23 protein-coding genes are annotated in these 25,582 nt (G+C 66.3%); 13 read left to right on the top strand and 10 right to left on the bottom strand.

The window, feature by feature from the left end:
• Positions 1–61 precede the first annotated feature (61 nt).
• Complete coding sequence (locus K410_RS36865; RefSeq protein ID WP_049820064.1) at positions 62–2,287, bottom strand: DNA/RNA non-specific endonuclease; 2,226 nt, start codon at positions 2,285–2,287, stop codon at positions 62–64.
• Between the two features lie 273 nt (positions 2,288–2,560).
• Positions 2,561–2,773 carry a hypothetical protein gene (locus K410_RS0116570; protein WP_028135937.1) on the bottom strand — a complete coding sequence of 71 codons (213 nt, stop codon included), beginning with the start codon at positions 2,771–2,773 and terminating at the stop codon, positions 2,561–2,563.
• A 45-nt stretch (positions 2,774–2,818) separates the two neighbouring features.
• Here K410_RS0116570 and ruvX point away from each other — a divergent pair, with 45 nt between their 5' ends.
• Together ruvX and K410_RS0116560 are read left to right on the top strand one after the other, a co-directional pair.
• The gene (gene ruvX, locus K410_RS0116565) at positions 2,819–3,298 is read left to right on the top strand and encodes a Holliday junction resolvase RuvX (RefSeq protein WP_028135936.1); all 480 of its coding nucleotides are present in this window, start codon (positions 2,819–2,821) and stop codon (positions 3,296–3,298) included.
• A gap of 3 nt (positions 3,299–3,301) precedes the next feature.
• The gene (locus tag K410_RS0116560; RefSeq protein WP_028135935.1) at positions 3,302–4,225 is read left to right on the top strand and encodes an AEC family transporter; all 924 of its coding nucleotides are present in this window, start codon (positions 3,302–3,304) and stop codon (positions 4,223–4,225) included.
• Here the strand turns inward: K410_RS0116560 and K410_RS0116555 are convergent, their stop codons facing one another.
• The 4 genes from K410_RS0116555 to K410_RS36860 all read right to left on the bottom strand — a co-directional run bounded on the left by K410_RS0116555 (position 4,226) and on the right by K410_RS36860 (position 8,974).
• On the bottom strand, positions 4,226–4,990 hold the full coding sequence (locus K410_RS0116555; protein WP_028135934.1) for a CPBP family intramembrane glutamic endopeptidase: 765 nt from the start codon (positions 4,988–4,990) through the stop codon (positions 4,226–4,228).
• A gap of 146 nt (positions 4,991–5,136) precedes the next feature.
• Positions 5,137–6,780, bottom strand: coding sequence for an acyl-CoA dehydrogenase family protein (locus K410_RS0116550; RefSeq protein ID WP_028135933.1), 1,644 nt, complete (start codon positions 6,778–6,780; stop codon positions 5,137–5,139).
• Positions 6,781–6,800: 20 nt separating this feature from the next.
• Complete coding sequence (locus K410_RS0116545) at positions 6,801–7,574, bottom strand: M15 family metallopeptidase (protein ID WP_049820062.1); 774 nt, start codon at positions 7,572–7,574, stop codon at positions 6,801–6,803.
• Complete coding sequence (locus K410_RS36860) at positions 7,571–8,974, bottom strand: NADase-type glycan-binding domain-containing protein (RefSeq protein WP_049820061.1); 1,404 nt, start codon at positions 8,972–8,974, stop codon at positions 7,571–7,573. Before K410_RS36860 ends, K410_RS0116545 begins: the two co-directional genes overlap by 4 nt.
• A gap of 162 nt (positions 8,975–9,136) precedes the next feature.
• On the opposite strand from K410_RS36860, the gene K410_RS0116535 reads away from it, so the two are divergent.
• The 4 genes from K410_RS0116535 to K410_RS0116520 all read left to right on the top strand — a co-directional run bounded on the left by K410_RS0116535 (position 9,137) and on the right by K410_RS0116520 (position 13,440).
• On the top strand, positions 9,137–10,084 hold the full coding sequence (locus tag K410_RS0116535) for an aspartate carbamoyltransferase catalytic subunit (protein WP_028135931.1): 948 nt from the start codon (positions 9,137–9,139) through the stop codon (positions 10,082–10,084).
• Positions 10,085–10,089: 5 nt separating this feature from the next.
• Positions 10,090–11,391 (top strand): dihydroorotase, encoded by a 1,302-nt coding sequence (locus K410_RS0116530; protein ID WP_028135930.1) that lies wholly within the window; start codon positions 10,090–10,092, stop codon positions 11,389–11,391.
• 47 nt (positions 11,392–11,438) lie between these two features.
• Positions 11,439–12,035 (top strand): glycerol-3-phosphate 1-O-acyltransferase PlsY, encoded by a 597-nt coding sequence (gene plsY, locus K410_RS0116525; RefSeq protein ID WP_028135929.1) that lies wholly within the window; start codon positions 11,439–11,441, stop codon positions 12,033–12,035.
• A 172-nt stretch (positions 12,036–12,207) separates the two neighbouring features.
• A complete protein-coding gene (locus tag K410_RS0116520; protein ID WP_049820060.1) occupies positions 12,208–13,440 on the top strand; it encodes a patatin-like phospholipase family protein in 1,233 nt (410 codons plus the stop codon).
• Here the strand turns inward: K410_RS0116520 and K410_RS0116515 are convergent.
• Positions 13,432–14,676 (bottom strand): amidase, encoded by a 1,245-nt coding sequence (locus K410_RS0116515; RefSeq protein WP_028135927.1) that lies wholly within the window; start codon positions 14,674–14,676, stop codon positions 13,432–13,434. The genes K410_RS0116520 and K410_RS0116515 overlap by 9 nt on opposite strands.
• A 91-nt stretch (positions 14,677–14,767) precedes the next feature.
• Here K410_RS0116515 and dprA point away from each other — a divergent pair, with 91 nt between their 5' ends.
• Positions 14,768–15,910: a DNA-processing protein DprA gene (gene dprA, locus K410_RS0116510; RefSeq protein WP_049820059.1), complete on the top strand. Its 1,143-nt coding sequence runs from the start codon at positions 14,768–14,770 to the stop codon at positions 15,908–15,910.
• Positions 15,911–15,970: 60 nt separating this feature from the next.
• On the opposite strand, the gene K410_RS0116505 is transcribed toward dprA, so the two are convergent.
• Positions 15,971–16,381, bottom strand: a complete 411-nt coding sequence (locus tag K410_RS0116505; RefSeq protein WP_028135925.1) for a winged helix-turn-helix transcriptional regulator — start codon at positions 16,379–16,381, stop codon at positions 15,971–15,973.
• An 83-nt stretch (positions 16,382–16,464) separates the two neighbouring features.
• Between K410_RS0116505 and K410_RS0116500 the strand changes: the two genes are divergently transcribed.
• Positions 16,465–17,073, top strand: coding sequence for an FMN-dependent NADH-azoreductase (locus K410_RS0116500; protein WP_028135924.1), 609 nt, complete (start codon positions 16,465–16,467; stop codon positions 17,071–17,073).
• Positions 17,074–17,144: 71 nt separating this feature from the next.
• Here the strand turns inward: K410_RS0116500 and K410_RS0116495 are convergent, their stop codons facing one another.
• The gene (locus tag K410_RS0116495; protein WP_028135923.1) at positions 17,145–17,918 is read right to left on the bottom strand and encodes an SDR family oxidoreductase; all 774 of its coding nucleotides are present in this window, start codon (positions 17,916–17,918) and stop codon (positions 17,145–17,147) included.
• 122 nt (positions 17,919–18,040) lie between these two features.
• On the opposite strand from K410_RS0116495, the gene K410_RS0116490 reads away from it, so the two are divergent.
• Positions 18,041–18,505: a winged helix-turn-helix transcriptional regulator gene (locus K410_RS0116490; protein ID WP_028135922.1), complete on the top strand. Its 465-nt coding sequence runs from the start codon at positions 18,041–18,043 to the stop codon at positions 18,503–18,505.
• 178 nt (positions 18,506–18,683) lie between these two features.
• On the opposite strand, the gene K410_RS0116485 is transcribed toward K410_RS0116490, so the two are convergent.
• Entirely contained in the window at positions 18,684–18,923 is a 240-nt protein-coding gene (locus tag K410_RS0116485; RefSeq protein ID WP_028135921.1) for a hypothetical protein, read from the bottom strand.
• Positions 18,924–19,149: 226 nt separating this feature from the next.
• Here K410_RS0116485 and topA point away from each other — a divergent pair, with 226 nt between their 5' ends.
• Genes topA through K410_RS0116465 form a run of 4 tightly spaced genes read left to right on the top strand, consistent with a single transcriptional unit; the run spans position 19,150 to position 25,506 of the window.
• A complete protein-coding gene (gene topA, locus K410_RS0116480; RefSeq protein WP_028135920.1) occupies positions 19,150–21,921 on the top strand; it encodes a type I DNA topoisomerase in 2,772 nt (923 codons plus the stop codon).
• 20 nt (positions 21,922–21,941) lie between these two features.
• Positions 21,942–24,290 (top strand): ribonuclease R, encoded by a 2,349-nt coding sequence (rnr, locus tag K410_RS0116475; protein WP_028135919.1) that lies wholly within the window; start codon positions 21,942–21,944, stop codon positions 24,288–24,290.
• The gene (locus K410_RS0116470; RefSeq protein ID WP_028135918.1) at positions 24,284–24,724 is read left to right on the top strand and encodes a DUF983 domain-containing protein; all 441 of its coding nucleotides are present in this window, start codon (positions 24,284–24,286) and stop codon (positions 24,722–24,724) included. Before rnr ends, K410_RS0116470 begins: the two co-directional genes overlap by 7 nt.
• 32 nt (positions 24,725–24,756) lie before the next feature.
• Positions 24,757–25,506 (top strand): NUDIX hydrolase, encoded by a 750-nt coding sequence (locus K410_RS0116465; protein WP_028135917.1) that lies wholly within the window; start codon positions 24,757–24,759, stop codon positions 25,504–25,506.
• The last annotated feature ends 76 nt before the right edge of the window (positions 25,507–25,582 follow it).

The raw sequence follows: 25,582 nt of genomic DNA, 5'->3' as shown, positions 1-25,582 counted from the left end.
CTCTGCTGAGCACCGCCGCCCTCACCCGATTGCGCGTCGTTTCGCACCGTACGAGAAAGCCCTATTTGAGCCGGATATCCTCATAAGACTCGATCCGCCGCGGGCCGACCGCGGTCGCCTCGTGCGAATCCGCATCAGCGAGATTGCCGAAATCGAGCTTGGTCAGTTTTGCGAGGTCCGCGATCGAGACCTGAAACACGCTGACGTCCTCCTCCGACATCCGCTCGCGCAGATCCACCTCCTGGATGCGGTCGATCTCCATGACCAGCTTGCGCTGGCTCATCAGGAAGGCCGCCGCCTTGAGCGCGTCGTCGTCCTCGTTGCGCCGGATCAGGATCTTCCAGAAATATTTCGGGATCTGGACGCCGCCGAAGCTCGGATCCTTGTGCGGCCGGCCCGCCGGATTGGGCAGATCGGACCCGTCGGCGTCCGGCCCGTCGAACACAGGGCCGTTCATGACGATGCCCTTCTCCTCGCCTTCGAGCAGGACGTCACGGGTATAGTCCTCCAGTCCCGCCCAGAGCTGCTTGCCCTGGTTGAACGAGAAGAACTGCGGCGCGCAATTGGTGAAGTGGAAGGAATCGTCACCATGCTGCTTGGCCGCGGCGACGGTGTCGCCCCAGGTCGCATCCAAACGGCGCACGAGATGACCGCGGTCGAACGGATTCTTGCTGCGATCCGCCTCGAACGTGGCCTGCTTGCGGTAGAACTCGTCGCCGATCTGGGCGTCGTCGTCGATGCGCGGATCGCGCAGCCAGGAATCGCCCTCGCGCTTGCCGACGTCCTGCTGCTTGCCGCCGTCGATATTGACGCAACTGAAGAAGGCCAGCCGGCGATCCTTGTTCATGACCACGCTGTAGTTGAAATATTTCAGCTCGGATTGCCTGGAGCTTCCCTTGAGCATCGCTATCCTGGATTTGAGAGAGGCCGGAATCTTCGGCAAGGGCACCGAGAATTTGCCGGTGCCGAGGAAATTCGCCTTGTATCCGGGACGCGATTTCAACGTGCTCTGATCGATATGCACGGCCTCCATCGGCAGGCCGTTGTTCGCGCTGATGTGCGGCAGCAGGCCGGCCGGGCGGGCGATCAAAGGCGCCCTGCCATTTGCCATGCCGCCGTTCGGCGCCCCTCCGTTGCCTCCCGCAGGTCCCGGCACGGGTGCGAGCGGCGCGAACGGGATGTCCTTTCTGAACATCGGCAACGGCACGCGGATCGGGACCACCAGCGAGCTCCCGTCGAGGGAGTGCTCGACCCAGACATTGGCACCGAAGGCAGGCACGGCAGCCGGCGCCCGGACCCTCGCAGTCTCATGCCGGATCGGCGGCTCCTCCTCGTCCAGCACCGGCCTGATCAGAGGATGGGAGCCGACGGCCACCTTGAGATCGGCGACGATCGCGCTGATGCGGATGCCTTCGTTGGCGACCCAGTCGATCAGGGATTCGTCCATCGACGGCTTCCACACCTTGCCGTCCTTGGTCAGGGTGCGGCCCTGCGCATTCTTCCGGGGAACACCGCTGTGGTGCAACGCGACCACCTGCCAGAAGCGGTTGAACGCCGGCGAGCCCGACGAGCCTGCCGTCGTGTCGGTGTTGTACCAGAGGAAGTCGCCGACATATTTGAGCAGCTTGTTCTCGCGGACGCAGACCTGCTTCATCTGCCCGCTGGGATGCTGGATGATGGTGAGGTACTCGCCGGGGTCCGCCTTGCCGGGTGCGGCGCTGAGCGGCAGCCATCCGAAGTCCTCGAGCTCCTCCCCGCCTGACAGCGAGGTCGGCGCCACCGCGACCACCGAAAAATCCAGCCTGTCGTTGGTGTAGAAGAATCTGCCCGGCTCGAACCCGAACCGCACTGGCGCGCGCTCGTGCCCCGAGATGTCGAGCTCGTAGTTGAAGTCGCCGATCGAATTGGCCGCATCGGCCGGCTTGCCGAAGACATGATGGTTGGTCAGCAGCAGGCCCGGCCCGATCAGAAAGCCCGAGCCATAGCCGAGCAGGTTCGATTTGAGATCCCTGAGCTGGATGCGGCAGACCGGGCGCGAGGCGGCGGTCCCCTTGGCGAGATAATTGATGCTGTCGAGATCATTGCCCTGGATGATCCGCTCCAGGCCGATCTCGGCCTTCTCCATGTCCTGCGTCTCGGCCAGCAGCTGGCGCTGGCGCACGCGCATCTTTTCGACGGACATCTCGATCGGACCGTCGCCCAATTTCCGGTTCAAAGCTTCGGGTGAGAACTCGGCTTGCTTGAATCGCCGTTCTGAGCCCGCGATCAGGCTTGGCTTGATGAGCATCGTGACCTCTCAAATGAATGGGCGAATATGGGACGCGGTCGGGGGCGCCAGAAAATTTGCGCCTAGGTTGCAGCGCGGTCGGATTGCGGGCCGCGGCCGATTGTTCTGGAAAATCGCGGGCATATACCCCGCACTACTCTAAACCTGCACATTCATTGGCACGCAACCACAGGCATCATGCCACGGTCTGTGCGTCATCAGTGTGAGATTTGCCACAAATCATGGATGTCGCCGCCTGTCGCAATTTCGCGGGTCGTGGGGCCGTCGGACGATTTACGGCCTGAGCTGCCACCGCCGCAGCGCCACGACAGCCCAGATCGCTTCGACCAGGCCGAACGGCCAGGCACCCTGGAGAAAACCATAGGCCGAGCCGAGCGCGCAGGACGCGGCGAATAGCAGCACGAACCAGTGGCTGCGATCTTCCAGGGCGTAAGTGACCAGCATCGCCGAGACGGCGAACAGGCCGAATAATGTCAGCGCATCCATTGTTTCGGGTTCACTCCGCGGCGTGACGCGTGATATGCGCTACGCATGCCGGCTCTTATCCTGCCTCTCGTCGATGCTGCAACCCACTGGCCCGCGCGCGGCGCGCTGGTCGGGCTCGACCTCGGCACCAAGACCATCGGCGTTGCCGTGTCCGACCCGGACCGAAGACTGGCGACCGGCGTCGAGACGGTCCAGCGCACGCAATTCAAGCGGGACGCGGCCCGGCTGCTCGCGATTGCGGCGGAGCGCAAGGCGACCGGATTCGTGCTCGGCCTGCCCATCAACATGGACGGCAGCGAGGGCCCGCGCGCGCAATCCACCCGCGCCTTCGCCCGTAATCTCGCCGGTCTGACCGCGCTTCCCATCGGACTGTGGGACGAGCGCCTCTCGACCGCGGCGGTCGAGCGCGAGCTGATCGGCATGGACGTCAGCCGCGCCAAGCGCGCCGAGGTGATCGACGAGCATGCCGCGATCTTCATCCTGCAAGGCGCGCTCGACCGTCTCGCCAATCTCCGCAACGGTTGACCCATGCCGGTCGTCATCGCGGCGCTGCTGCCGGTCTTCATCCTCATCGTGCTCGGCGTCGTGTTGAAGCGCAGCCTGATGCGGCTCGACACGCAATGGCACGGGCTGGAGCGGCTGACCTATTTCGTGCTGTTCCCGATGCTGCTGATCCAGACCCTGGTGAAGGCCGACCTTTCCAAGGTACCGGTGGCCGGCGTCGGCGGCGCGCTTCTCTTGGCGGCGCTGGCGATGTCGCTGCTGTGCCTCGCGCTGCGCCCCGCCCTGGCGCGGCTAGGCGTCGATGGCCCCGCCTTCACCTCGATCTTCCAGGGTGCGACGCGCTGGCAGACCTTCGTGGCGCTGTCGATCGCCGCCAATTTGTTCGGCGATGTCGGGCTGGCGCTCGCCTCCGTGGCGATGGTGGCGATCATCCCCCTCGTAAACGTGTTCAGCGTCTCGGTGCTCGCTCGCTATGCATCGCCGGAAAGGCAATCCGCCCGCGCCATCGTCATGACATTGGTGCGCAATCCCCTGATCTGGGCCTGCATCATCGGCCTCTCCGTCAATGTCAGCCACTTGCCGCTGCCGAGGTTATGGCACGAGGTGGCGGATGCGCTCGGCAGTTCCTCGCTCGCCATCGGCCTACTCGTCACCGGCGCCGGGCTGCATCTGGAAGGTCTGTTGCGCCCCAGCGCCGGCGCTGCCATCGGCGTCGTGCTCAAGCTGGTGCTGATGCCTGCGTTTGCCTTGGGGCTCGGCGTCTGGTTCGGGCTTTCCGGCAACAGCCTTGCGATCGTCGCGATCTGCTCGGCGGTGCCGACCTCGTCGAGCGCCTATGTCCTCGCCCGCCAGATGGGCGGTGACGCCCCATTGCTGGCGCAGATCATCACGCTGCAGACGATCTTTGCGGCGATCACGATGCCGGTTGCGATCGCGCTGGCGGCCTGATCAAGCTCCCAGCCACATCGTCAGCACCACCGCGGTCAGATTGTTCAGCGCGTGCAGCACGATCGTGAGCCAGAGCGAATTGGCACGATAGCGCATGTAACCGAACCAGAGGCCGATGGCGAGGACCTCGGCGAGGAAGTAAAGGTCGTATTGCAGGTGGACGATGGTCCACACCAGAGACGACAGCAGGATCGCGCCCGGCACGCCCAGGAAGCTCGCCGACCAGCCGCGAAACAGAAAGCCGCGCGCCAACACCTCTTCGGACATCGGCGCGGCCACGCTGAAGGCGAACAGAAGCAGCAGCGCCGCGCCCTTGTCGCGGCCCGATTTCAGCAGATCGGTCATGAAGCCCGGCGTCGCCTCGCGGCCGAGCGCGCGCGACATGGTCTCCCAGACCAGCACCAGCAGGATGAGGCCGACCGCGCCGAGCAGGAGCTGCTTCCAGGACGGCCAGTGCAGCGCGAGATAGTCGACGAAGGACGCCTTCTTGATGGCGATGGCGAGCCACACCGCCAGCAGCGTCGCCGGCAGGCCCATGATGACCGAGAGCGCAAGCGTCTGCGGCTCGCGGCCGACGACCTGGATCGAGGCGAGCTCCATCGGCAGGCCGCGCTGCGCCGCCACCAGGACGACGGCGCCGATCTGTCCGACGAACATCGCGACGAAAATGAAGAGGCCCCACAGCGCCGTGCCCCAGAACTTCCAGACGCGCGGCGTCGCCGGCATGATGATCGGCGGCGGATGGTCGGGATTGAGGGAATCCATCAGGAGGCTTTCGTTAGGTCGCGCAAACTATCGAGATGTCGTCATGCCCGGGCGCGTCCCGGGCATCCACGTTCTTCGTGCCGCACAACAAGACGTGGATGGCCGGGACAAGCCCGGCCATGACGAGAGGTTGAGCTGGGCTCTCCTCACGGCAGCGCACGCTCCAGCAGCGCGCGCACCTCGCCGCTGTCCAGCTCCACGGCGCCGTATATGCTGGCGTGATTGGCCGCGAGCCGGCTCGCCGCGAACAATTCGGCATTGCGCGGCGACACGCCGTTCAATGCCGCGGCCGCCGCCAGCAGCGCCAGCTTCTCGACGGCAAGCCGCGCAACGCGCTCGCCGTCGGTGCGTCGGAAAGTCTTGCCGATGAAGCTGGCCGCCTCCCCCGCTCCCGGCAGACCCTTGGTCTCGGCCGCAAGCGCTTGCAGCACCGCCGTCGCGGCCTCCGGCTCGCGCGAGAGCGCGCGGAGCACGTCGAGGCACATCACGTTGCCCGAGCCTTCCCAGATCGCGTTGACCGGCGATTCCCGATAGTGCCGCGCCAGGATGCCGTCCTCGACATAGCCGTTGCCGCCGAGGCATTCCATGGCCTCATAGAGGAACGGCGGCGCGCTCTTGCAGGTCCAGTATTTGATCGCGGGCGTGAGCAGCCGCATATAGGCCGCCTCCGCCGCATCGTGCGGGGTGCGATCGAAGGCGCGGCAGAGCCGCATCACCAGGGCCGTGCTCGCCTCGACATGCAGCGCCATATCCGACAGCACGGCCTGCATCAGCGGCTGATCGGCCAGATGCTTCTGGAACACGCTGCGGTGACGGGCATGATGCAGCGCATGCGCCAGCCCCGAGCGCATCAGGCCGACCGAGGCGATCGCGCAATCCTGCCGCGTCAGCTGCACCATCTGGATGATGGTGCGGATGCCCTTGCCCGCCTCGCCGACGGCTTGCGCATGCGCGCCGACGAACTCGACCTCGGAGGACGCATTGGAGCGGTTGCCGAGCTTGTCCTTCAGCCGCTGGAACTGGATCGCGTTGACCGAGCCATCCGGTGCAAAGCGCGGCATGAAGAAGCAGGTCAGGCCCTGCTCGGCCTGCGCCAGCACCAGGAAGGCATCGCACATCGGCGCCGACATGAACCATTTGTGGCCGGTGATGCGATAGGCCTCGCCGTCGCGCACCGCGCGGCTCATATTGGAGCGCACGTCGGTGCCGCCCTGCTTCTCGGTCATGCCCATGCCGAGCGTCATGCCGCGCTTGCCCCACCACGGCGCGAAGCTCGGGTCGTAGCTCCTGGTCGACAGCACCGGCATCACCTTGCCGAGCAGGTCCGGCTGCATCGCCAGCGCACCGACGGAGGCGCGCGTCATCGTGATCGGACAGAGGTGGCCGGTCTCGACCTGGGCCGCCATGTAGAATTTCGCCGCACGAATGACTTCGGCGGCATCGCCCGCCGGTTTGCCGTTCGCCGTCCACGTCGAATTATGGACGCCGGCATGGGCGCTGTGCGCCATCAGCTCGTGATAGGCCGGGTGAAACTCGACCTGGTCGCGGCGATTGCCCTTGGCGTCGAAGCTGCGCAGCTTCGGCGTGTTCTCGTTCGCAAGGCGCCCGCGATCGGCCATGGCGGCCGAGCCCCATTGCCTGCCGAACTCGGACAGCTCGCGTTCCGCCGCCGCGCCGCCATTGGCCTTGACCGCCTCGACCAGCGGCCGGTCCACGGCGAACAGGTCGATATCCTCGAACGGCGGTGATTGGTTGAAGACTTCGTGGGTCGCAAAGCTCGGCTGGGTCATCACGTTTCCTCGGCGCGAAATCAGTTCCGTCGCGGCTGGATCGGGAAATCATAGGCCGCCCCGCCGGCCCCAGGCAGGGAAAAATGCCACCACTCTTTCGAATAGTTCACAAAGCCTTGCCTGGCCATCGCCGCCACCAGCCGCTTGCGCCAGCCGCGTTGTTCCGCCGTGATCGACGGTGCTGCGGTATGGCCCTTCGTGTCGGTGCAGTCGTAGCCGGTCCCCATATCGACACTGCCTTCGGGTGCGCGCACTTCGACCGGCGCGGTGCAATCGGCATAGGTTCTCGACGGGTCGTATTTGGCGGAATTGTCAGCCTTCAGATCGACCAGCGTCAGATCGAGCGCCGCGCCGGTGGAATGCTGCGAACGGCTCGCGATGTAGCCGAGGCGGAACAGTTCGGTCTTGGGGATTTTGGGATTGTAACGCCGCTCGGCGGCGGTCTCGTGACCGTTCTGCGACCACTTGACCATGTCGAGCGAGGCCCGCGCCGGCCGGTAGCAATCGAACATCTTGAGCGAGAGATTCTGTGCGGCCAGTTCCTGCTGCACCGCCTTCAGCCGCAGCCCGACCTCGCGCTTCACCACGCATTCGCCGGCATTGTATCCGGCCAGCGGCCGGCCGACGAAATTGTTCGAGGTGGCGTAGCGGATGTCCTGGATGATGCTGGGGTCGATGTCGCGCAGATAGACGAAATCGCCGGGCAAGCTCTGCGCCCGCGCCGGCGCGAGCACCGATATCGCAAGCAGCACGCCGAGCGCCGCGCGCGCTGCGATTCCTGTCCTTGCGGTCATTGCACCGGATCCGAGCTGACCAGAAGTTTCGTGATCGCGGTGTCCGTGTATTTGTTGCCGGCCCAGACGTCGTCGATGATGAATTGCATCCAATGGGCCGTCACCGGCGGCCGCAATGTCAGCAATTGCGCCGACAGCCTGTCCTCGAGAATGAAGACCTGCGACTCGCCGCCGGAGAACAGTACCCGGATCTGACGAACCCTGTTGTTCTTGGAGAAGATGTCGGAGTTCTTCTGGTAGCCGTTCTGCACGTGGATCGACTTGACGCGCCGCTGCGTTTCGAACTCGACCGTGATCCATTCGCCGATGCCGTTGCCGGCTGCACCCTCGACCCAGGCCGTCCCCGTCGAGGCATCGAACAGGTTGGTCGCGCCATATGAATTGCCGAATTGCGGCTTCAGCATCGAGCTGACGCAATAGGTCTCGAAGCCGCTGCGGGCGCAGCTTTCACCCGCCGCGGACGGACGCGGCGGACGCATCGTCGCGCGCTCCGCGACCGCAGGCTTTGCCGGCGGCTTCACCAGCATGCCTGCCACGCGCGGCATCGCGGGTGAGGCCTCCCAAAGATAAATGCGTCCGCCGAGCGTCTGGTCGTAATAGGCCGGCGTCTGCTCATGCGGTGCCGGTTGGCCGCCATTGTCCGTCGCGGTCAGCGCCAACGCCGCCACGCGCTCGCGCACCTCGACCGCGAGATCGCCGAGATGCAGCTCGGGCCGCTTCAGCTGCTCGATGAAGATCCGCGTGAACACCGAATTATTTGCGGTATCGCTGCCGCCGAGCTGGTCGAGCGCGGTCTGGCCGATCCCGGCCGAATAGAGCGTGAAGATGCCGCGCGCCGGCCGCGCATCCGCGAGCCCCCGCGTATTGCCGATCGAACGGCCCGCGGCGCGCGGAAACGGATTGTCACGGCAGGCGTCGATGATGACGAAGGCGACCCGCACCGACTTTGCCTGAAGCTCCGCGATCAAGTCGGGCTCGGCGATCGAGGCCCCGCGCACCCGCGCTTCAGCGCCTTCGCTCACGGTCGGAACATCGCTCGGCACCAGGTAGTTCACCCCCGCGATCGCCACACCGTGCCCCGCATAGAACACGGCCGCCGTGTCGCCCGGCTCGAGCCGCGCCGTGAAATCGGCGAGGCGGTCGATCATGGCCTGGCGGCCGAGATTGGTCCCCAGCACGATGTCGAATTGGAGTGCCCGCAGCGCGTCGGCGACGCTGGTCGCGTCATTGGCCGCCTTCTTCAATTGGCGGTCCGCCGGCAAGTTCGGATAGAGGTCGTTGCCGATCACGAGTGCGACGCGCTTCTCAGCCAGCGCCGGTGTCGCCATGCCGACGAGGCACACGGCCGCCAGCGCAGCGACATTGCGCGCCAGTCGATTAAAATACCGCATGCTCGTCATGATCCGTCCCGTGACGCGACGAAGAACACAAGTCTAGCGCAAAGCGGCAGTCCCGAACACAGGCCGGCGGCACCCTGTTGTCCGTAAAGCGCCGTGGATAAGTCCGCAGGCCGGATTTGAAGCTTGCTCCCCCCGTCATCCCCCCCTATAGCTCTGCTTTTAATGACATCGAAATCCACCTTCGTCCTCGGCCACCGGCATTTGCTGGGCATCGAGGGCCTGTCCGCGGCCGACATCACCGGCCTGCTCGACCTGTCCGAAGAATATGTCGAGCTCAACCGCCAGGTTGACAAGAAGCGCACCGTCCTGCGGGGACGGACGCAGGTGAACCTCTTCTTCGAGGCTTCCACCCGGACCCAATCCTCGTTCGAGCTCGCGGGAAAGCGGCTCGGCGCGGACGTCATGAACATGTCGGTCTCCTCCTCCTCGATGAAGAAGGGCGAGACCCTGATCGACACCGCGATGACGCTGAACGCGATGCATCCCGACATCCTGGTGATGCGCCATCACGCCTCCGGCGCGGTGGAACTGCTGGCACGCAAGGTTGACGGTTCCGTGATCAATGCCGGCGACGGCGCGCACGAGCATCCGACCCAGGCCCTGCTCGACGCCCTCACCATCCGTCGCAACAAGGGCCGGATCGAAGGGCTGGTGGTCGCGATCTGCGGCGACGTGCTGCATTCGCGCGTCGCCCGCTCCAACATCATCCTGCTCAACACGATGGGCGCCCGCGTCCGCGTGGTCGGCCCGACCACGCTGCTGCCGCCCGGCATCGAGCGGATGGGTGTCGAGGTCGCGCGCGACATGCGCGAGGGGCTGAACGGCGCTGATATCGTCATGATGCTGCGGCTGCAGCGCGAGCGCATGAACGGCTCCTTCGTGCCGTCGTCGTCGGAATATTTCCACTATTTCGGGCTCGACCAGAAGAAGCTCGCCTACGCCAAGCCGGACGCGCTCGTGATGCATCCCGGCCCGATGAACCGCGGCGTCGAGATCGATTCGATCGTGGCCGACGGCGCGCAGTCCCTGATCCGCGAACAGGTGGAGATGGGCGTCGCCGTGCGCATGGCGGTGCTCGAAGCGCTCGCCCGCAACCTGCCGAACGCGTGATGCCGATGCTGATCGATCGCCGCCCCGTCCTGCTCGCCAACGCCCGCGTCGTCGATCCCTCCAGGGATTTCGACGGTGTCGGCGACGTCCTGATCGCCGACGGCACCATCCGCGAGACCCGCCGCGGCATCGGCGCGGCCGGCGTCCCTGAAGGCACCGACATCGTCAATTGCGCCGGCAAGATCGTCGCGCCCGGCCTCATCGACATGCGCGCCTTCGTCGGCGAGCCCGGCTTCAGCCATCGCGAGACCTTTGCCACCGCGAGCCAGGCGGCCGCGACCGGCGGCATCACCACCATCATCTGCCAGCCCGACACCTTGCCGGTGATCGACAATTCGGCGACCGTCGACTTCGTGATGCGCCGCGCCCGCGACACCGCGATCGTCAACATCCAGCCGATGGCGGCTCTCACCAAGGGCATGCTCGGCCAGGAGATGACCGAGTTCGGCCTGCTCAAGGCCGCGGGCGCCGTCGCCTTTAGCGATGCGGCCCGAAGCGTGACCAATGCGCAGGTGATGCGCCGCGCGCTGACCTACGCGCGCGATTTCGATGCGCTGATCGTGCACTTCACCGAGGACCCCGATCTCGTCGGCGAAGGCGTGATGAACGAAGGCGAGTTCGCCTCGCGGCTCGGCCTGATGGGTATCCCGAATGCCGCCGAGGCCGTCATGCTCGAACGCGACATGCGCCTCGTCGCGCTGACCGGGGGCCGCTATCACGCGGCCTCGCTGAGCTGCATCGATTCCCTCGACATCCTCCAGCGCGCCCGCGACGCCGGGCTCGCCGTCAGCGCCTCGGTCTCGATCAACCATCTGGCGCTGAACGAGAACGACATCGGCCCCTACCGGTCGTTCCTGAAGCTGTCGCCGCCGCTGCGCAGCGAGGACGACCGCCGGGCATTGGTGGCGGCGGTCGCCTCCGGCCTGCTTGAGGTCATCATGTCCGACCACAATCCGCAGGACGTCGAGGTCAAGCGGCTGCCGTTCGCCGAGGCCGCGCCCGGCGCGGTCGGTCTCGAGACCATGCTGCCGGCAGGCCTGCGGCTCGTGCACAATGGCGAGCTGGACCTGAAAACACTGATCCGGGCGATGTCGACCCGCCCGGCCGAGCTGCTCGGCCTGCCTGGCGGAACCTTGCGCGCCGGCAGCCCGGCCGACGTCATCGTGATCGACCCCGATGTGCCCTGGGTGGTCGATCCCGCCGACCTCAAATCGCCCTGCAAGAACACCCCGTTCGACGAGGCCCGCTTTACAGGCCGCGTGGTGCGCACCATCGTCGGCGGCCGGACGGTGTACGAGCATGTCTGACCTGCGCGATCCCGCGACATTGAAATCCAGCCTTTGGAGAGGCCGCCATGGGGCTTGAAGCATTCCTGCCGGTGGCTTTCGTCATCGGCTACCTCTTCGGCTCGATTCCGTTCGGCCTGGTTCTGACCAGGCTCGCCGGCACGCAGGATATCCGCTCGATCGGCTCCGGCAGCATCGGCGCCACCAATGTGCTGCGCACCGGACGCAAGAGCCTTGCCGCCGGCACCCTGCTGCTCGACGCGCTCAAGGGCACCGCGGCCGTCGTGATCGCCGGCTATATCGCAGGTCCCAACGCCGCCATGGTGGCCGGGCTCGGCGCCTTCCTCGGCCATCTCTTTCCGGTCTGGCTCAAGTTTAAGGGCGGCAAGGGCGTTGCGACCTATATCGGCGTCCTGCTCGGCTTGTTCTGGCCCGGCATGGTGGTGTTCTGCCTGCTCTGGCTGGCGACCGCCTTCACCACCCGCTACTCCTCGCTCTCGGCACTGGTGGCGGCGTTCATCACGCCGATATTCCTGTGGTGGTTCGGCCATCTCGCGCTCGCAGCATTGTTCGCGGTGCTGACGCTGCTGTTGTTCTACGCGCATCGCGAGAACATCAAGCGCCTGCAGGCCGGCAAGGAAAGCCGGATCGGCGAGAAGGCGTAAGCCGCATCAAGCAAAGCAACCAAAGCCAGGGCATCTACGGATACCGAAGCCCCTCTCTGCATTATATCTCGAATCCTGTTCGCAACTCGTCGCCGACTCGCAAGGCGAGGTAGCGAACGGGTTCCATGCCTGTCATCCTGACGGGACAGATGGCGTTACGCGGTTGCTCAGAATGGGCGAGACGAACGACGGCATGCACCAGGAGTCCGGCCCGCAGGGCACTGCGGCAAGCCGGCTGCTGTCGACAACCAATATCTGGTCCGATGCGCCCGCACCGCCTCCTGCGCCAACGCTCGTTGCCGTTCCGCCGCCGGCGCCCTCACTTGCTTCCGTCGCGCCAAGTCCTGTCGCGCTAGGTCCTGTCGCGCCAGGTCCTGTCGCGGTCGAGCTCCGAGCTGCGACCACCCCGGCTGCATCAGCGCAGGCGCGCCCGGCCCCATGGCCGCCGCGACAATTGTCGCTGGCGCTGCAGGGCGGCGGCACCTTTGCCGCCTTCACCTGGGGCGTGCTGGAGCGGCTGCTGGAAGAGCCGATCGAGATCGACACCATCAGCGGCGCCAGCGCCGGCGCCATCAATGCGCTGCTGCTCGCCTCCGGCCTCGCGGAGGGCGGCCGCGAAGCTGCCCGGTTAAGGCTGAACCGGTTCTGGCTCCGCCTGATGCACGAGGCCTCGTTCCGCTCGCTGATGCTGCTCGGCGGGTTCTCGCCGGCGGGAAGCTCGGTCGCATTCGGTCCGACGTTGCGCTCGGGCCAGTTCGATCCGTTCGATCTCGATCCGCTGCGGCTGGCGCTGTCGCGCGACATTAATTTTACGGCGCTGCAAGATTCAAGAGCACCAAAGTTGCTCATCGCAGCGACGCGAATCCGCGACGGCCAGCAGCAGATCTTCCGCAACGACGCCATCACCGCCGACGTCGCGCTGGCCTCGACCTGCCCGCCCCTGGTTCATTGCGCCGTCGAGATCGACGGCGAGGCCTATTGGGACGGCGGCTTCGGCGGCAATCCGCCTTTGCTGCGGCTGGCGCAGGAGACGACGACGGCCGACGTCCTGCTGGTCCAGGTCACCCCGGCGCGCGACAGCTACGTGCCCATCACCCTCGCCGCGATCGACCGCCGGCTCGACCAGATCGCGGCCAACGCCGCCCTCAATGCCGAGATCGCGGCACTCGCATGGGCACAGTCGCACGCAGCCACTTCGCTACGGCTCACCCGGATCGCGGCGGAAGACTCCGTCGACGGCCTGGCGCAGCGCTCATCGACCGATCTCGGCCGCGGCTTCATCCGGCTGCTGCACCGGAGCGGTCGCGCGGCGGCCGAGCGCTGGCTCGGGCAGGATGCAAAAGCCGGCGCAGCGCCTTCGGCATCCGCACAGGCTCTCACTGCCTCCGAAGCCGCGCTAACCTGACGTCGCCAGCGCCTGCTCGAGGAACCACGCCGTCGCGAGCGCGCGCGCGTCGTTGCCGAAACGTGCGATCACCTGCACGCCAACAGGCAGGCCGCCGACTTTCAGCACCGGCACGTTGACGCAAGGATTGCCCATCAGCGTCCAGAGCCGGTTGTAACGGGGATCGCCCGTGGTCGCGAGCTCCTTGGCCGGCGCGGTGCCCGGCGCCGAATAGGTCAGGAGCACGTCGACACCCTCGAACACTTCGCCGAGCTCGCGGCGGCCGCGGCGGCTGATCCGGCGCGCCTCATCATATTCCTTCGGTGTCAGATGGGCCGTCGCATCGAGGCTGGCCCGCAGCATCGGCGCGATCTCGTCGTGACGCTCCGAAAACTCCCAGGCCAGCGCGCGATGCGCCTCGAAATCCTGGACGATGGGGTGGATGCGCCAGGCCTCCTGCACCGCCTCGGGCAGATCGATGGCCTGCACGCTGGCGCCGGCGCGCTCCGCTGCCTTGATCGCGGCCAGCAACCCCTCTTCCGCCGCCGGCTCGACGCTGCCTGCGAATTCCTGCCTGACCACGCCGATGCGCGGCGCCTTCGCCGGAACGATGCCGGAAAACTCGGTGCGGCCCGTCATTGCGAGGAGTCCGCGCGCGAGATCCTCCGCGCGGGCGCCGAACAGGCCGACCGTGTCGAGCGCCCACGAATAGCACTTCACGCCGACCGTCGGCAGCATGCGGAACGAGGGCTTGATCGCAGCGGTCCCGCAATAGGCTGCCGGCCGGATCACCGAGCCGCCGGTCTGTGTGCCCAGCGCCAGCGGGATCATGCCGGCGCCGACCGCTGCCGCCGAGCCCGCGGACGAGCCGCCCGGCGAATGACCAGGATTGTGCGGATTGAGCGTCGGCGTCGGATCGCGCGAGGCGAACGCCGTGGTCGTGGTCTTGCCGATGATGGTGGCCCCCGCCCGCTTCAGCATCGTCACGACCGGCGCATCGGCGCGCGGCTGCCAGCCGCGATAGATCTCCGAGCCCATCTCGGTCGGCAAATTGGCGGTGTCGATGATGTCCTTGATGCCGACCGCGACGCCGCGCAGCGGGCCGGAGCCTTGCGCCTTCGCCGACTTGTCGTAGCGGACGAAGGCGTGGACGTCCTTCTCCCTGGCCTCGATCGCCGCATGCGCCTCGGCGATGGCGGCATCGGGCGACAACTCGCCGGCTTCAATGCGGCGCTGGAGGTCGGCGAGTGAGATCATGGCAACATCCTTCTTATTGGCCTCGCTTTTAGCATCGAGCCGAGGCCGTGCAAGCGCACGTCGCTGTTGCGTAACGCCCTCAGGTTGTTACATGCTGCGCCTGCAAGGAGACGCCGTGGACGCCATCAATCCGAGCGTGGAGCTGACCGAGGCCGAGCGGATCGACCGTCTGCGGCTGATCCGCTCCGACAACGTCGGGCCGCGCACCTTCCGTTCGCTGGTCGACCATTTCGGCACCGCACGCGCCGCGCTGGAGCGGCTACCCGATCTGGCGCGCCGCGGCGGTGCGCAGCGATCGGGGCGCATCTGCAGCGTGGATGAAGCCAGGGCCGAGCTGGCCGCAAGCCGCAAATTCGGCATCGCCTGGCGCGCGCCCGGCGAGGACGGCTATCCGGCCCGGCTGGCGATGATCGACGATGCCCCGCCGCTGCTCGCCGTGCGCGGCGACACGAAAACCTTGACGCGGCCGATGATCGCCATCGTCGGCTCGCGCAACGCATCCGGCGCCGGGCTGAAATTCGCAGGCCTGCTCGCGCGCGAGCTCGGCGAAGCCGGCTTCGTCGTCATCTCCGGGCTCGCGCGCGGCGTCGACCAGGCCGCGCACCGCGCCAGCGTCGACAGCGGCACCGTCGCCGTCCTCGCCGGCGGCCATGATTGCATCTATCCGCCCGAGCATGGCGATCTGCTCGCGGCGATGCTCGATCATGAAGGCGCTGCGATCTCCGAGATGCCGCTCGGCCATGAGCCGCGTGCCCGCGACTTCCCGCGCCGTAACCGGCTGATCTCGGGCGCTTCGCTCGGCGTCGTCGTGGTGGAAGCGGCACACCGCTCGGGCTCGCTGATCACCGCGCGCATGGCCGCCGAACAGGGCCGCGAAGTGTTCGCCGTGCCGGGCTCCCCGCTCGATCCGCGCGCCGCCGGCGCCAACGACCTGATCAAGCAGGGCGCGACCCTCGTCACCGAAGCCGCCGACATCATCAACGCGGTGCAACCGATCATGGAGCGGCCGTTGATGAGTCCTGCGGGCGAACCCGACAGCGAGCCGTTCGAGAGCGATCCGCAAGGCCACGACCGCGATCAGATCACCGGCCTGCTCGGCCCGGCGCCCATCTCGATCGACGATCTCGTGCGGATGTCCGGCGCCTCGCCCGCGATCGTGCGCACGGTGCTGCTGGAGCTGGAGCTGGCCGGAAAGCTCGAACGCCACGGCGGCGGCTTGGTATCGCTGCTATAGATGTCTGGGCTTTCTCGCTCCGCTCGGCCCCCGGAATGACCGCGAAGATCGTCGGATGCGCTAGCCGCTATTGCGCCGATCGAACTGCGTACGCGCCGCCTCGATCTGCGTCAGGTGGTCCATCGCCCACTGCCCCAGCGCTTTCACCGGCTGCTGAAGTCCACGGCCGAGATCAGTCAGCTCGTAGTCGACGCGCGGCGGTATGGTCGGAAAGATCGTGCGCGTGACGAGACCGTCGCGCTCGAGACCTCGCAGCGTCAAGGTCAGCATGCGCTGCGAGATGCCGTTGATCATGCGCTTCAGCTCGTTGAAGCGCTTCGGCCCGTCGCTCAGCATCATGATGACGAACACGCTCCATTTGTCGCCGACGCGGGACAGGACCGAGGCCACGCCGCGACAATCGGCATGGTCGGGATGCGGCCGTGGCGGAGCAGGCAAATCGGCGTGCGTCGGTTTCAGTAATGTGCCCATGGCTCAAAACAGTGCGTTCTTGCGAGGATTTCGACAGTCACTCATGTAGTTCTGGTTACAAATCTATACCATGGGTGACCCAAATGAAACTGCTCCATCTCGACTCCAGCGTCCTCGGCCCCCACTCCGTATCCAGGCAGGTCTCCGCCGCCATCGTCGACCGGCTGCGCCAGGCGACGCCTTCGCTCGACGTGGTCTATCGCGACCTGACCCAGACCCCGCTGGCCCACCTCTCCGGCTCGCACCTCGCCGCTGCGCAAGGCGCCCCCGCGCCGGCAGAGCTTGCACCCGACCTGGCCGCAAGCGCGGCCGCGCTCGACGAGTTCCTTACTGCCGACATCGTCGTGATCGGCGCGCCCATGTACAATTTCACCATTCCGAGCCAGCTCAAGGCTTGGATCGACCGCATCCTCGTGGTGGGGAAGACATTTAAATATGGCGCCGCGGGACCCGAGGGTCTTGCCGGCGGCAAGCGCGTGATCGTGGCGATCTCGCGCGGAGGCTATTACGGCGCGGAGACCCCGTACGCGGCCGGCGAACACCTCGAAAGCTATTTGCGCTGGGTGTTCGGTTTCATCGGGATCACGAACGTCGAATTCATCCCGGCCGACGGCATCCAGGTCGGCCCGGACCACCGCGAGAAGGCGATCGCTGGCGCGCTTCAGTCGGCAACAACTCTGCGGGCAGCATAGCCCGCGGCGTGCGGACCGTCCGGCGCAAGGCGACTCCTGCGCCGGACGGAACAGCGTTTGTTTGCGAGCGGTCAGCCCCGGTAGATCGGCGCGCCGCTTGGAGAGGCCACCGCGCCGCCATCGACGAAGATCTCCTGGCCCTGCACATGCGCGGCATCGTCGGAGGCGAGGAACAGCACCGTCTTCGCAACGTGATCGGTCTCGCCGATGCGCCCCAAAGGCGTCGACAGCGCGATCCGCCTCTCGAACGCCTGCTCGGCTTCCGGCGTTGCCGTCGCAGGCCCCCAGATCGGCGTGCGGATCGCGCCGGGCGCCACGACGTTGACGCGAATGCCGCGCGGCGACAGCTCCGAGGCCATGATCCGCGCCATTGCCCGCACGCCGGCCTTGGCGGCGCCGTAGGCGGAGTAACCGGGAATGCCGAGCACGGAGATCACCGAGCCGTTGAGGACGATCGAGGCGTTGTCGTTGAGATAGGGCAGTGCCGACTGCACCGTGAAGAACACGCCGGTGAGGTTGGTGCTGATGACCTTCTCGAACACGTCAAGCGCAGTCGAACCCAGCGGCGTGCCGCCGGCAATGCCGGCATTGGCGAACACGATGTCGAACTTGCCGAATTTCTCGGCGCCCTGCCTGATCGCCGCTTCCGTCGCGGCGATGTCGGTGGCATCGGCGGCGAGCGCGAGCGCGTTCGGCCCGAGCTCTTTCGCGGCCGCTTCCAGCGTTTCCTTGTTGCGCCCGGTGATCACCACCTTGGCGCCTTCGGCCACGAACAGTCTTGCTGTCGCAAGGCCGATGCCGCTATTGCCGCCGGTGATCAGGGCCGTCTTGTTCGTCAGTCTCACACTCGCCTCCAGTGGTTGCATCATAAAACTAGATTGCCATCTAGGGCACATGGTTTTATAATGCAACCACACAAGCGCGTGATCGGCGCGGCAATCGTGTAAACGCGACAGGACAGACACCGATGGTGAAACGAACGAGCTTCGAGGGCAATTCCTGCCCGATCGCACGCTCGCTGGAGGCGCTCGGCGACTGGTGGTCGCTGCTGATCATCCGCGAGGCGCTGTTCGGCGTGCGCCGCTTCGGTGAATTCCAGAGCAAGCTCGGCATGGCCAAGAACATCCTGTCCGTGCGGCTGCGTTCGCTGGTCGATCACGGCATTCTGGAAATCGCCCCCGCCTCGGACGGCAGCGCCTATCAGGAATATGTGCTGACGCCGAAGGGCCGCGGCACCTTCCCGATCCTGGTGGCGCTGCGGCAATGGAGCGAGGAGTTCGACGACCACCCCGAGGAGATCGCGACCATCCTGGTCGATCGCGAGAAGGGCCGCCCGGTGAAGAAGCTGGAAATGCGCGCGGCGGATGGGCGCCCGCTCTCGCCGGCGGAGACGATGCTGAAGCCGCGGCCGTCGCGACGGCGGTCGGCGTAACGGCGCGCGAAGGCTCAGGTCTCGTGCCCCGGACGCAGCGCAGCGTCCCTTCGACGATGCGCTGCAGAGCCGGGCCCATGTTGCCGCAGACAGTGTGGCTTGCTGGGTCCCGGCTCTGCGCAGCAACGCCAAGAGCGTTGCAGCGCGTCCGGGACAAGAGAGAGATGGCCGGCGCCGGCTACGACAGCTTGCGCTTGCTCCGCAGCCTCAAATGCTCGTCGGCCTCGAGCTTGGTCATGCCCAGCAGATAATGCAGCACGGCGAGCTTGTGCTGCTCGGCGAGCTTGCGTAGCGCCCCGACCTGCTCGGCGATGAAGGCGACGGCCTCGTCCGCGCCGCCCTCTCCCGGTTCCTCGTGACGCGAGCCTCGCGGCGCGCCGACAGGGGCGCGCGCCCGTTTCTTCCCCGGCCTAGTCACCAGACCCCACCCGAATCCATGCCCCAGGCGACATTACGCCGACATTGGCCGCAACTCCAAGGTGGTGTTTTGCAACTTTTTCGATATGAAACTTTTCCCATTCGGCGGGCCTTCGGCACCCGCCGATTTGACAGGGACCGCCTCACCACCCATGTTCGGGTCGAAACGGCCGACCCGAATCCTTTCGTTTTCGGCCTCAGATTTTCCCGTAAGTTACTGGAACTACATGAATATCGTCATTGTGGAGTCGCCGGCGAAAGCCAAGACGATCAACAAATATTTGGGCTCGTCCTATGAGGTTCTGGCCTCGTTCGGCCATGTCCGCGACCTGCCCGCGAAGAACGGTTCCGTCGATCCCGATGCCAATTTCAAGATGATCTGGGAGGTCGACCCCAAGGCGGCCGGCCGGCTCAACGACATCGCCAGGTCCCTGAAGGGTGCCGACCGCCTGATTCTCGCCACCGACCCTGATCGCGAGGGCGAGGCCATCTCCTGGCACGTGCTGGAGGTGCTGAAGGAAAAGCGCGCGCTGAAGGATCAGAAGATCGAGCGGGTGGTGTTCAACGCCATCACCAAGCAGGCGGTCTCGGACGCCATGAAGCATCCGCGCCAGATCGACGGCGCGCTGGTCGACGCCTATATGGCGCGCCGTGCCCTCGACTACCTCGTCGGCTTCACCCTCTCCCCGGTGCTGTGGCGCAAGCTGCCCGGCGCGCGCTCGGCCGGCCGCGTGCAGTCGGTGGCGCTTCGCCTCGTCTGCGACCGCGAGCTCGAGATCGAGAAGTTCGTGGCGCGGGAATATTGGTCGCTGATCGCCACCCTGCTCACCCCGCGCGGCGACGCGTTCGAGGCCCGCCTCGTCGGCGCCGACGGCAAGAAGATCCAGCGCCTCGACATCGGCACCGGCGCGGAAGCTGAAGACTTCAAGAAGGCGCTGGAAGCGGCGACCTACGCCGTCACCGCAGTCGATGCCAAGCCGGCCCGGCGCAATCCGCAAGCGCCCTTCACCACCTCGACGCTGCAGCAGGAAGCCAGCCGCAAATACGGCTTTGCGCCGGCGCACACGATGCGGATCGCGCAGCGGCTCTATGAAGGCATCGACATCGGCGGCGAGACCACCGGACTCATTACTTATATGCGAACCGACGGCGTGCAGATCGATCCGTCCGCGATCACCCAGGCCCGCAAGGTGATCGGCGAGGATTACGGCAACGCCTATGTGCCGGATGCCCCGCGCCAGTACCAGGCCAAGGCCAAGAACGCGCAGGAAGCCCACGAGGCGATCCGCCCGACCGACATGTCGCGCCGCCCCGCGAGCATGAGCCGCAGGCTCGATGCCGATCAGGCGAAGCTCTATGAGCTGATCTGGAAGCGCACCATCGCGAGCCAGATGGAATCGGCCGAGCTCGAGCGCACCACCGTCGACATCACGGCGAAGGCAGGCTCCCGCACGCTGGAGCTGCGCGCCACCGGCCAGGTCGTCAAGTTCGACGGCTTCCTCGCGCTCTATCAGGAAGGCCGCGACGACGAGGAGGACGAGGATTCACGCCGCCTGCCCGCGATGAGCCCGAACGACGCGCTGAAGCGGCAGTCGCTCTCCGTCACCCAGCACTTCACCGAGCCGCCGCCGCGCTTCTCCGAGGCCTCGCTGGTCAAGCGCATGGAAGAGCTCGGCATCGGCCGTCCCTCGACCTACGCCTCGATCCTACAGGTCCTGAAGGACCGCGGCTACGTCAAGCTGGAGAAGAAGCGCCTGCACGGCGAGGACAAGGGCCGCGTCGTGATCGCGTTCCTGGAAAGCTTCTTCAGCCGCTACGTCGAGTACGACTTCACCGCGGGCCTCGAGGAGCAGCTCGACCGCATCTCCAACAACGAGATCTCCTGGCAGCAGGTGCTGAAGGATTTCTGGACCGGCTTCATCGGCGCTGTCGACGAGATCAAGGATCTGCGCGTCGCGCAGGTGCTCGACGTGCTCGACGAGATGCTGGGGCCGCACATCTATCCGCCCCGCGCCGACGGCGGCGACGTCCGCCAGTGCCCGAATTGCGGCACCGGCCGGCTCAATCTCAAGGCCGGCAAGTTCGGCGCCTTCGTCGGCTGCTCGAACTATCCGGAGTGCCGCTACACCCGCCAGCTCGCCGCCGATGGCGAGGCCAGCGCCGACCGTTCGCTCGGCCAGGATCCCGACACCGGGCGCGATGTCTGGGTCAAGGCCGGCCGGTTCGGACCCTACATCCAGCTCGGCGAGCCGAAGGATTATGAGGAAGGCGAGAAGCCCAAGCGCGCCGGCATCCCGAAAGGCACCTCGCCTGCCGATGTCGATCTCGAACTCGCGCTGAAGCTGTTGTCGCTGCCGCGCGAGATCGGCAAGCATCCGGAGACCGGCCAGCCGATCACCGCCGGGCTCGGCCGCTTCGGACCGTTCGTCAAGCACGAGAAGACCTACGCCAGCCTCGAGGCCGGCGATGAGGTGTTCGACATCGGCCTCAACCGCGCGGTGACGCTGATCGCGGAGAAGGTGGCCAAGGGCCCGAGCCGGCGCTTCGGTGCCGATCCCGGCAAGGCGCTCGGCGACCATCCCACTTTCGGCACCGTCACCGTGAAGAGCGGCCGTTACGGCGCCTATGTCACCGCCGGCGGCATCAACGCGACGATCCCTGCCGAGTTCGAAAAGGACACCGTCACGCTCGCCCAGGCCATCGCCCTGATCGACGAGCGCGCGGCCAAAGGCGGCGGGAAGAGCGGCGGCAAGGCCAAAGCCAAGAAGGCGGCGAAGCCTGCCAAGGCCAGGAAGACTGCAGAAAAGGCCGCGGACGGCGAGGACACCCCGCCAAAGCCGAAGAAGCCGGCCGCGAAGAAGGCGGCCAAATCGAAAGCCGAATCCACCAGCAAGGCGCGCGCTGCCGTGCCGTCGACGGCAAAAACGTCCCCGACCAAGACCGCCGCCAAATTATCGACCAACAAGGCTCCGGCCAAGAAGAGTGCCGGCAAGACTTGAGATCAAGAATTAGAGGTTAAGTGAAACGCAAGAATGACCATGGCTTTCCCGACCGGCAAGCCATCGTCGCCTTCATCAAGGCAAATCATGGAAAGGCCGGAACCCGCGAAATCGCACGCGAGTTCGGCCTGAAGAACGCCGATCGCGCCGAGCTCAGGCGTATGCTGCGCGAGCTCGCCGACAACGGGATCGTCAAGAAGAAGCGCCACAAGGTGTCCGAGCCGGACGCGCTGCCACCCACGCTGCTCGCCGACATTACCGGACGCGACGCCGACGGCGAATTGATCGCCTCCCCCGCCGAATGGGACGAGGTCGAAAGCGGCGAGCCGCCAAGGATCCTGATCGAGATGCCGCGCCGGCCCAGGCCCGGCACCGCCGCCGGCGTCGGCGACCGCGCGCTGTTGCGCGTCGAGCCGACAGGCGAGGACGAAGGCCCGGCCTGGCGCGGCCGCATCATCAAGGTGATCGACAAGGCCAAGAGCCGCGTCCTCGGCGTATTCCGCGAGCTTCCCGAAGGTGGCGGGCGGCTCGTGCCCGTTGACAAGAAGTTCGCCGACCGCGAGCTGAACATCGCCAAGGCCGATAGCGCCGGCGCGCAGGACGGCGATCTCGTCAGCGTCGACATCGTCCGCTCGCGCGGCTTTGGGCTTGCCTCGGGCCGGGTCAAGGAGAAGCTCGGCTCGGTCAAATCGGAGAAGGCGATCAGCCTGATCGCGATCTACGCCCACGACATCCCCTTGCAATTCTCCTCCGCGGCACAGCGCGAAGCGGAAGCCGCCGAGCCCGCCAACCTGAAGGGCCGCGAGGACTGGCGCGACGTGCCGCTCGTCACCATCGATCCGCCGGATGCGAAGGATCATGACGACGCGGTCCACGCGCAGCCCGATGACGACCCCAACAACAAGGGTGGCTTCATCGTCAATGTCGCCATTGCCGATGTCAGCTTCTACGTGCGGCCCGGCTCGGCGCTCGATCGCGATGCGCTCGATCGCGGCAACTCGGTCTATTTCCCCGACCGCGTCGTGCCGATGCTGCCCGAGCGGATCTCCAACAATCTCTGCTCGCTGGTGCCGGGCGAGCCGCGCGGCGCGCTCGCGGTGCGCATGGTGCTCGGCCCCGACGGCCGCAAGCGCTCGCACAGCTTCCATCGCATCCTGATGCGCTCGGCGGCGAAGCTCAGCTATGCGCAGGCGCAGGCCGCGATCGATGGTCGGCCCGACGACACCACCGGCCCCCTGCTCGATCCAATCTTGAGGCCGCTCTACGCCGCCTATGCCTGTGCCAAGCGCGCCCGTGACGAGCGCGATCCGCTCAATCTCGATCTGCCCGAGCGTAAGATCCTGCTCAAGAGCGACGGCACGGTCGATCGCGTCGTCGTTCCCGAGCGTCTCGATGCGCACAAGCTGATCGAGGAGTTCATGATCCTCGCCAACGTCGCGGCCGCGGAAATGCTGGAGAAGAAATCGCTCCCGCTGATCTACCGCGTGCACGACGAGCCGACCCTGGAGAAGGTCCACGCGCTCTCCGAGTTCCTGGAGACGCTCGACGTCCCCTTCACCAAGTCAGGCGCGCTGCGCCCGACGCTGTTCAACCGCGTGCTGGCCCAGCTCGAAGGCCACGATTATTACCCGCTGGTCAGCGAGGTGGTGCTGCGCGCGCAGGCGCAGGCGGAATATTCCTCGGAGAATTACGGGCACTTCGGCCTGAATTTGCGTCGCTACGCGCATTTCACCTCGCCGATCCGCCGCTACGCCGACCTCGTCGTGCACCGCGCGCTGGTCCGCGCGCTGGGCCTCGGCGAAGGCGCCCTGCCCGACAGCGAGACGCCGGAAAGCTTGAGCGAGGTCGCCGCGCATATTTCGCTGACCGAGCGGCGCGCCATGAAGGCGGAGCGCGAGACGGTCGACCGCCTGATCGCCCATCATCTCGCCGACCGCATCGGCGCCAGCTTCCAGGGCCGCGTCTCCGGCGTCACCCGCGCCGGCCTGTTCGTGAAGCTGAGCGAGACCGGCGCCGACGGATTGATCCCGATCCGATCCCTCGGCACGGAATATTTCAACTATGACGAGAGCCGGCACGCGCTGGTCGGCACGCGCAGCGGCACCATGTACCAGCTCGGTGACGTCGTCGATGTCCGCCTGATCGAGGCCGCTCCCATCGCGGGCGCGCTACGCTTCGAGCTGCTGTCATCCTCCAGCGAGACCGCGCCACGCCAGCGCCGGCCGCTCAGTGCGCAGCGCAAATCCTCCAAGCCCCATCCCGGACGCAGTCCGGAGAGAAAACGCAAGCCGGCGAAGCCGAAATCCGGCAAACCTGGGAAGGGCAAGGGAAAGAACAAGGGCAAAGGCAAGAAGGGCAAGGCATGGTGACGATGAGCACGGCCCCGAAAATCTGGACGCGCGAGACGGGTCTCGTCGAGAAGCGCGACCTCTTTGCGGCGATGCGGCGCGGCTTTCGCGGCCGCTGCCCGCGCTGCGGCGAGGGCAAGCTGTTTCGTGCTTTCCTGAAGACGGCGGACAATTGCGCGACATGCGGTCTCGATTTCACGCCGCATCGCGCCGACGATCTGCCCGCCTATCTCGTCATCGTCATCGTCGGCCACATCGTGGTGCCGGCCGTTCTGTGGATCGAGACCAATTACACCACGCCGGTCTGGATCAGCTTCGCCGCCTATCTGCCCTTCACCTTCGTCGCATCGCTTGCGCTGCTGCAGCCGGTCAAGGGAGCTGTGGTCGGGCTGCAATGGGCTCTGCGCATGCACGGGTTTGACGACAACCCTCCGGATGGTATTCCGCCGGTGTAGGCATAATAAGCAAGAAGAGTTCGGGTGAGGACATGACGGACACGTCGCAAGCGGACGAAAAGGCAAGAATTCACGAGGGCAAGGAAGCCGACCACCATCCCTATTTCCGTCCGAAGGATGCCGCGACGCTGATCCTGGTCGATCGCAGCGGCGCCGTTCCGAAAGTGCTGGTCGGCAAGCGCCACGACAAGGTGGTGTTCATGCCCGGCAAGTTCGTCTTCCCCGGCGGGCGCGTCGACAAGGCCGATTATCGCGTGCCCTGTGCGGCGCCCATCACGCCCGAGCTGGAGGCCAATCTCGCCAAGGGCAGTCCGAAGACGCCGACCTCGCGCGCGAAGTCACTCGCCATTGCCGCGATCCGCGAGGCCTGCGAGGAGACCGGCCTCTGTCTCGGTCGCAAGGCTGAGGTGAAGGCGAAGCTCGACGGCCCGTGGAAGCCGTTCGCCGATGCCGGCCTCTTGCCCGATCCGTCCAGCCTGTTCCTGATCGCGCGCGCGATCACCCCGCCCGGCCGCGTCAAGCGGTTCGACACCCGCTTCTTCACCGCGGATGCCTCGGCGATCACGCACCGCATCGACGGTGTGATCCATGCCGAAGCCGAGCTGGTCGAGCTGGTCTGGGTCGAACTCGGCTCGAAGCCGCTCGCCGACCTGCATCCGATGACGCGCAACGTGCTCAACGAGCTCGACAGCCGCCTTGCCACCGGCCCGCTCCGCCACGACGCACCGGTGCCGTTCTTCCATTTCTACGGCGGCAGGATGCAGAAGGATATTTTGGGCTAGGTCCCGAGGCGCTGTTCTTTCCTCCGTCATTCCGGGGCGCGCGCAGCGCGAGCCCGGAATCCATTCATCCACCGTC

The organism is Bradyrhizobium sp. 22, assembly GCF_000482425.1.
Lineage (GTDB): Bacteria > Pseudomonadota > Alphaproteobacteria > Rhizobiales > Xanthobacteraceae > Bradyrhizobium > Bradyrhizobium japonicum_B.
This window is presented reverse-complemented; position numbering and strand designations above follow the sequence as displayed.

Excerpts from the sequence above, each read along its gene's own strand:
- K410_RS36865 (WP_049820064.1), bottom strand. The coding sequence starts at position 2,287 with ATGCTCATCAAGCCAAGCCTGATCGCGGGCTCAGAACGGCGATTCAAG.
- K410_RS0116570 (WP_028135937.1), bottom strand. The coding sequence starts at position 2,773 with ATGGATGCGCTGACATTATTCGGCCTGTTCGCCGTCTCGGCGATGCTG.
- ruvX (WP_028135936.1), top strand. The coding sequence starts at position 2,819 with ATGCCGGCTCTTATCCTGCCTCTCGTCGATGCTGCAACCCACTGGCCC.
- K410_RS0116560 (WP_028135935.1), top strand. The coding sequence starts at position 3,302 with ATGCCGGTCGTCATCGCGGCGCTGCTGCCGGTCTTCATCCTCATCGTG.
- K410_RS0116555 (WP_028135934.1), bottom strand. The coding sequence starts at position 4,990 with ATGGATTCCCTCAATCCCGACCATCCGCCGCCGATCATCATGCCGGCG.
- K410_RS0116550 (WP_028135933.1), bottom strand. The coding sequence starts at position 6,780 with ATGACCCAGCCGAGCTTTGCGACCCACGAAGTCTTCAACCAATCACCG.
- K410_RS0116545 (WP_049820062.1), bottom strand. The coding sequence starts at position 7,574 with ATGACCGCAAGGACAGGAATCGCAGCGCGCGCGGCGCTCGGCGTGCTG.
- K410_RS36860 (WP_049820061.1), bottom strand. The coding sequence starts at position 8,974 with ATGACGAGCATGCGGTATTTTAATCGACTGGCGCGCAATGTCGCTGCG.
- K410_RS0116535 (WP_028135931.1), top strand. The coding sequence starts at position 9,137 with ATGACATCGAAATCCACCTTCGTCCTCGGCCACCGGCATTTGCTGGGC.
- K410_RS0116530 (WP_028135930.1), top strand. The coding sequence starts at position 10,090 with ATGCTGATCGATCGCCGCCCCGTCCTGCTCGCCAACGCCCGCGTCGTC.
- plsY (WP_028135929.1), top strand. The coding sequence starts at position 11,439 with ATGGGGCTTGAAGCATTCCTGCCGGTGGCTTTCGTCATCGGCTACCTC.
- K410_RS0116520 (WP_049820060.1), top strand. The coding sequence starts at position 12,208 with ATGGGCGAGACGAACGACGGCATGCACCAGGAGTCCGGCCCGCAGGGC.
- K410_RS0116515 (WP_028135927.1), bottom strand. The coding sequence starts at position 14,676 with ATGATCTCACTCGCCGACCTCCAGCGCCGCATTGAAGCCGGCGAGTTG.
- dprA (WP_049820059.1), top strand. The coding sequence starts at position 14,768 with ATGCTGCGCCTGCAAGGAGACGCCGTGGACGCCATCAATCCGAGCGTG.
- K410_RS0116505 (WP_028135925.1), bottom strand. The coding sequence starts at position 16,381 with ATGGGCACATTACTGAAACCGACGCACGCCGATTTGCCTGCTCCGCCA.
- K410_RS0116500 (WP_028135924.1), top strand. The coding sequence starts at position 16,465 with ATGAAACTGCTCCATCTCGACTCCAGCGTCCTCGGCCCCCACTCCGTA.
- K410_RS0116490 (WP_028135922.1), top strand. The coding sequence starts at position 18,041 with ATGGTGAAACGAACGAGCTTCGAGGGCAATTCCTGCCCGATCGCACGC.
- topA (WP_028135920.1), top strand. The coding sequence starts at position 19,150 with ATGAATATCGTCATTGTGGAGTCGCCGGCGAAAGCCAAGACGATCAAC.
- K410_RS0116470 (WP_028135918.1), top strand. The coding sequence starts at position 24,284 with ATGGTGACGATGAGCACGGCCCCGAAAATCTGGACGCGCGAGACGGGT.
- K410_RS0116465 (WP_028135917.1), top strand. The coding sequence starts at position 24,757 with ATGACGGACACGTCGCAAGCGGACGAAAAGGCAAGAATTCACGAGGGC.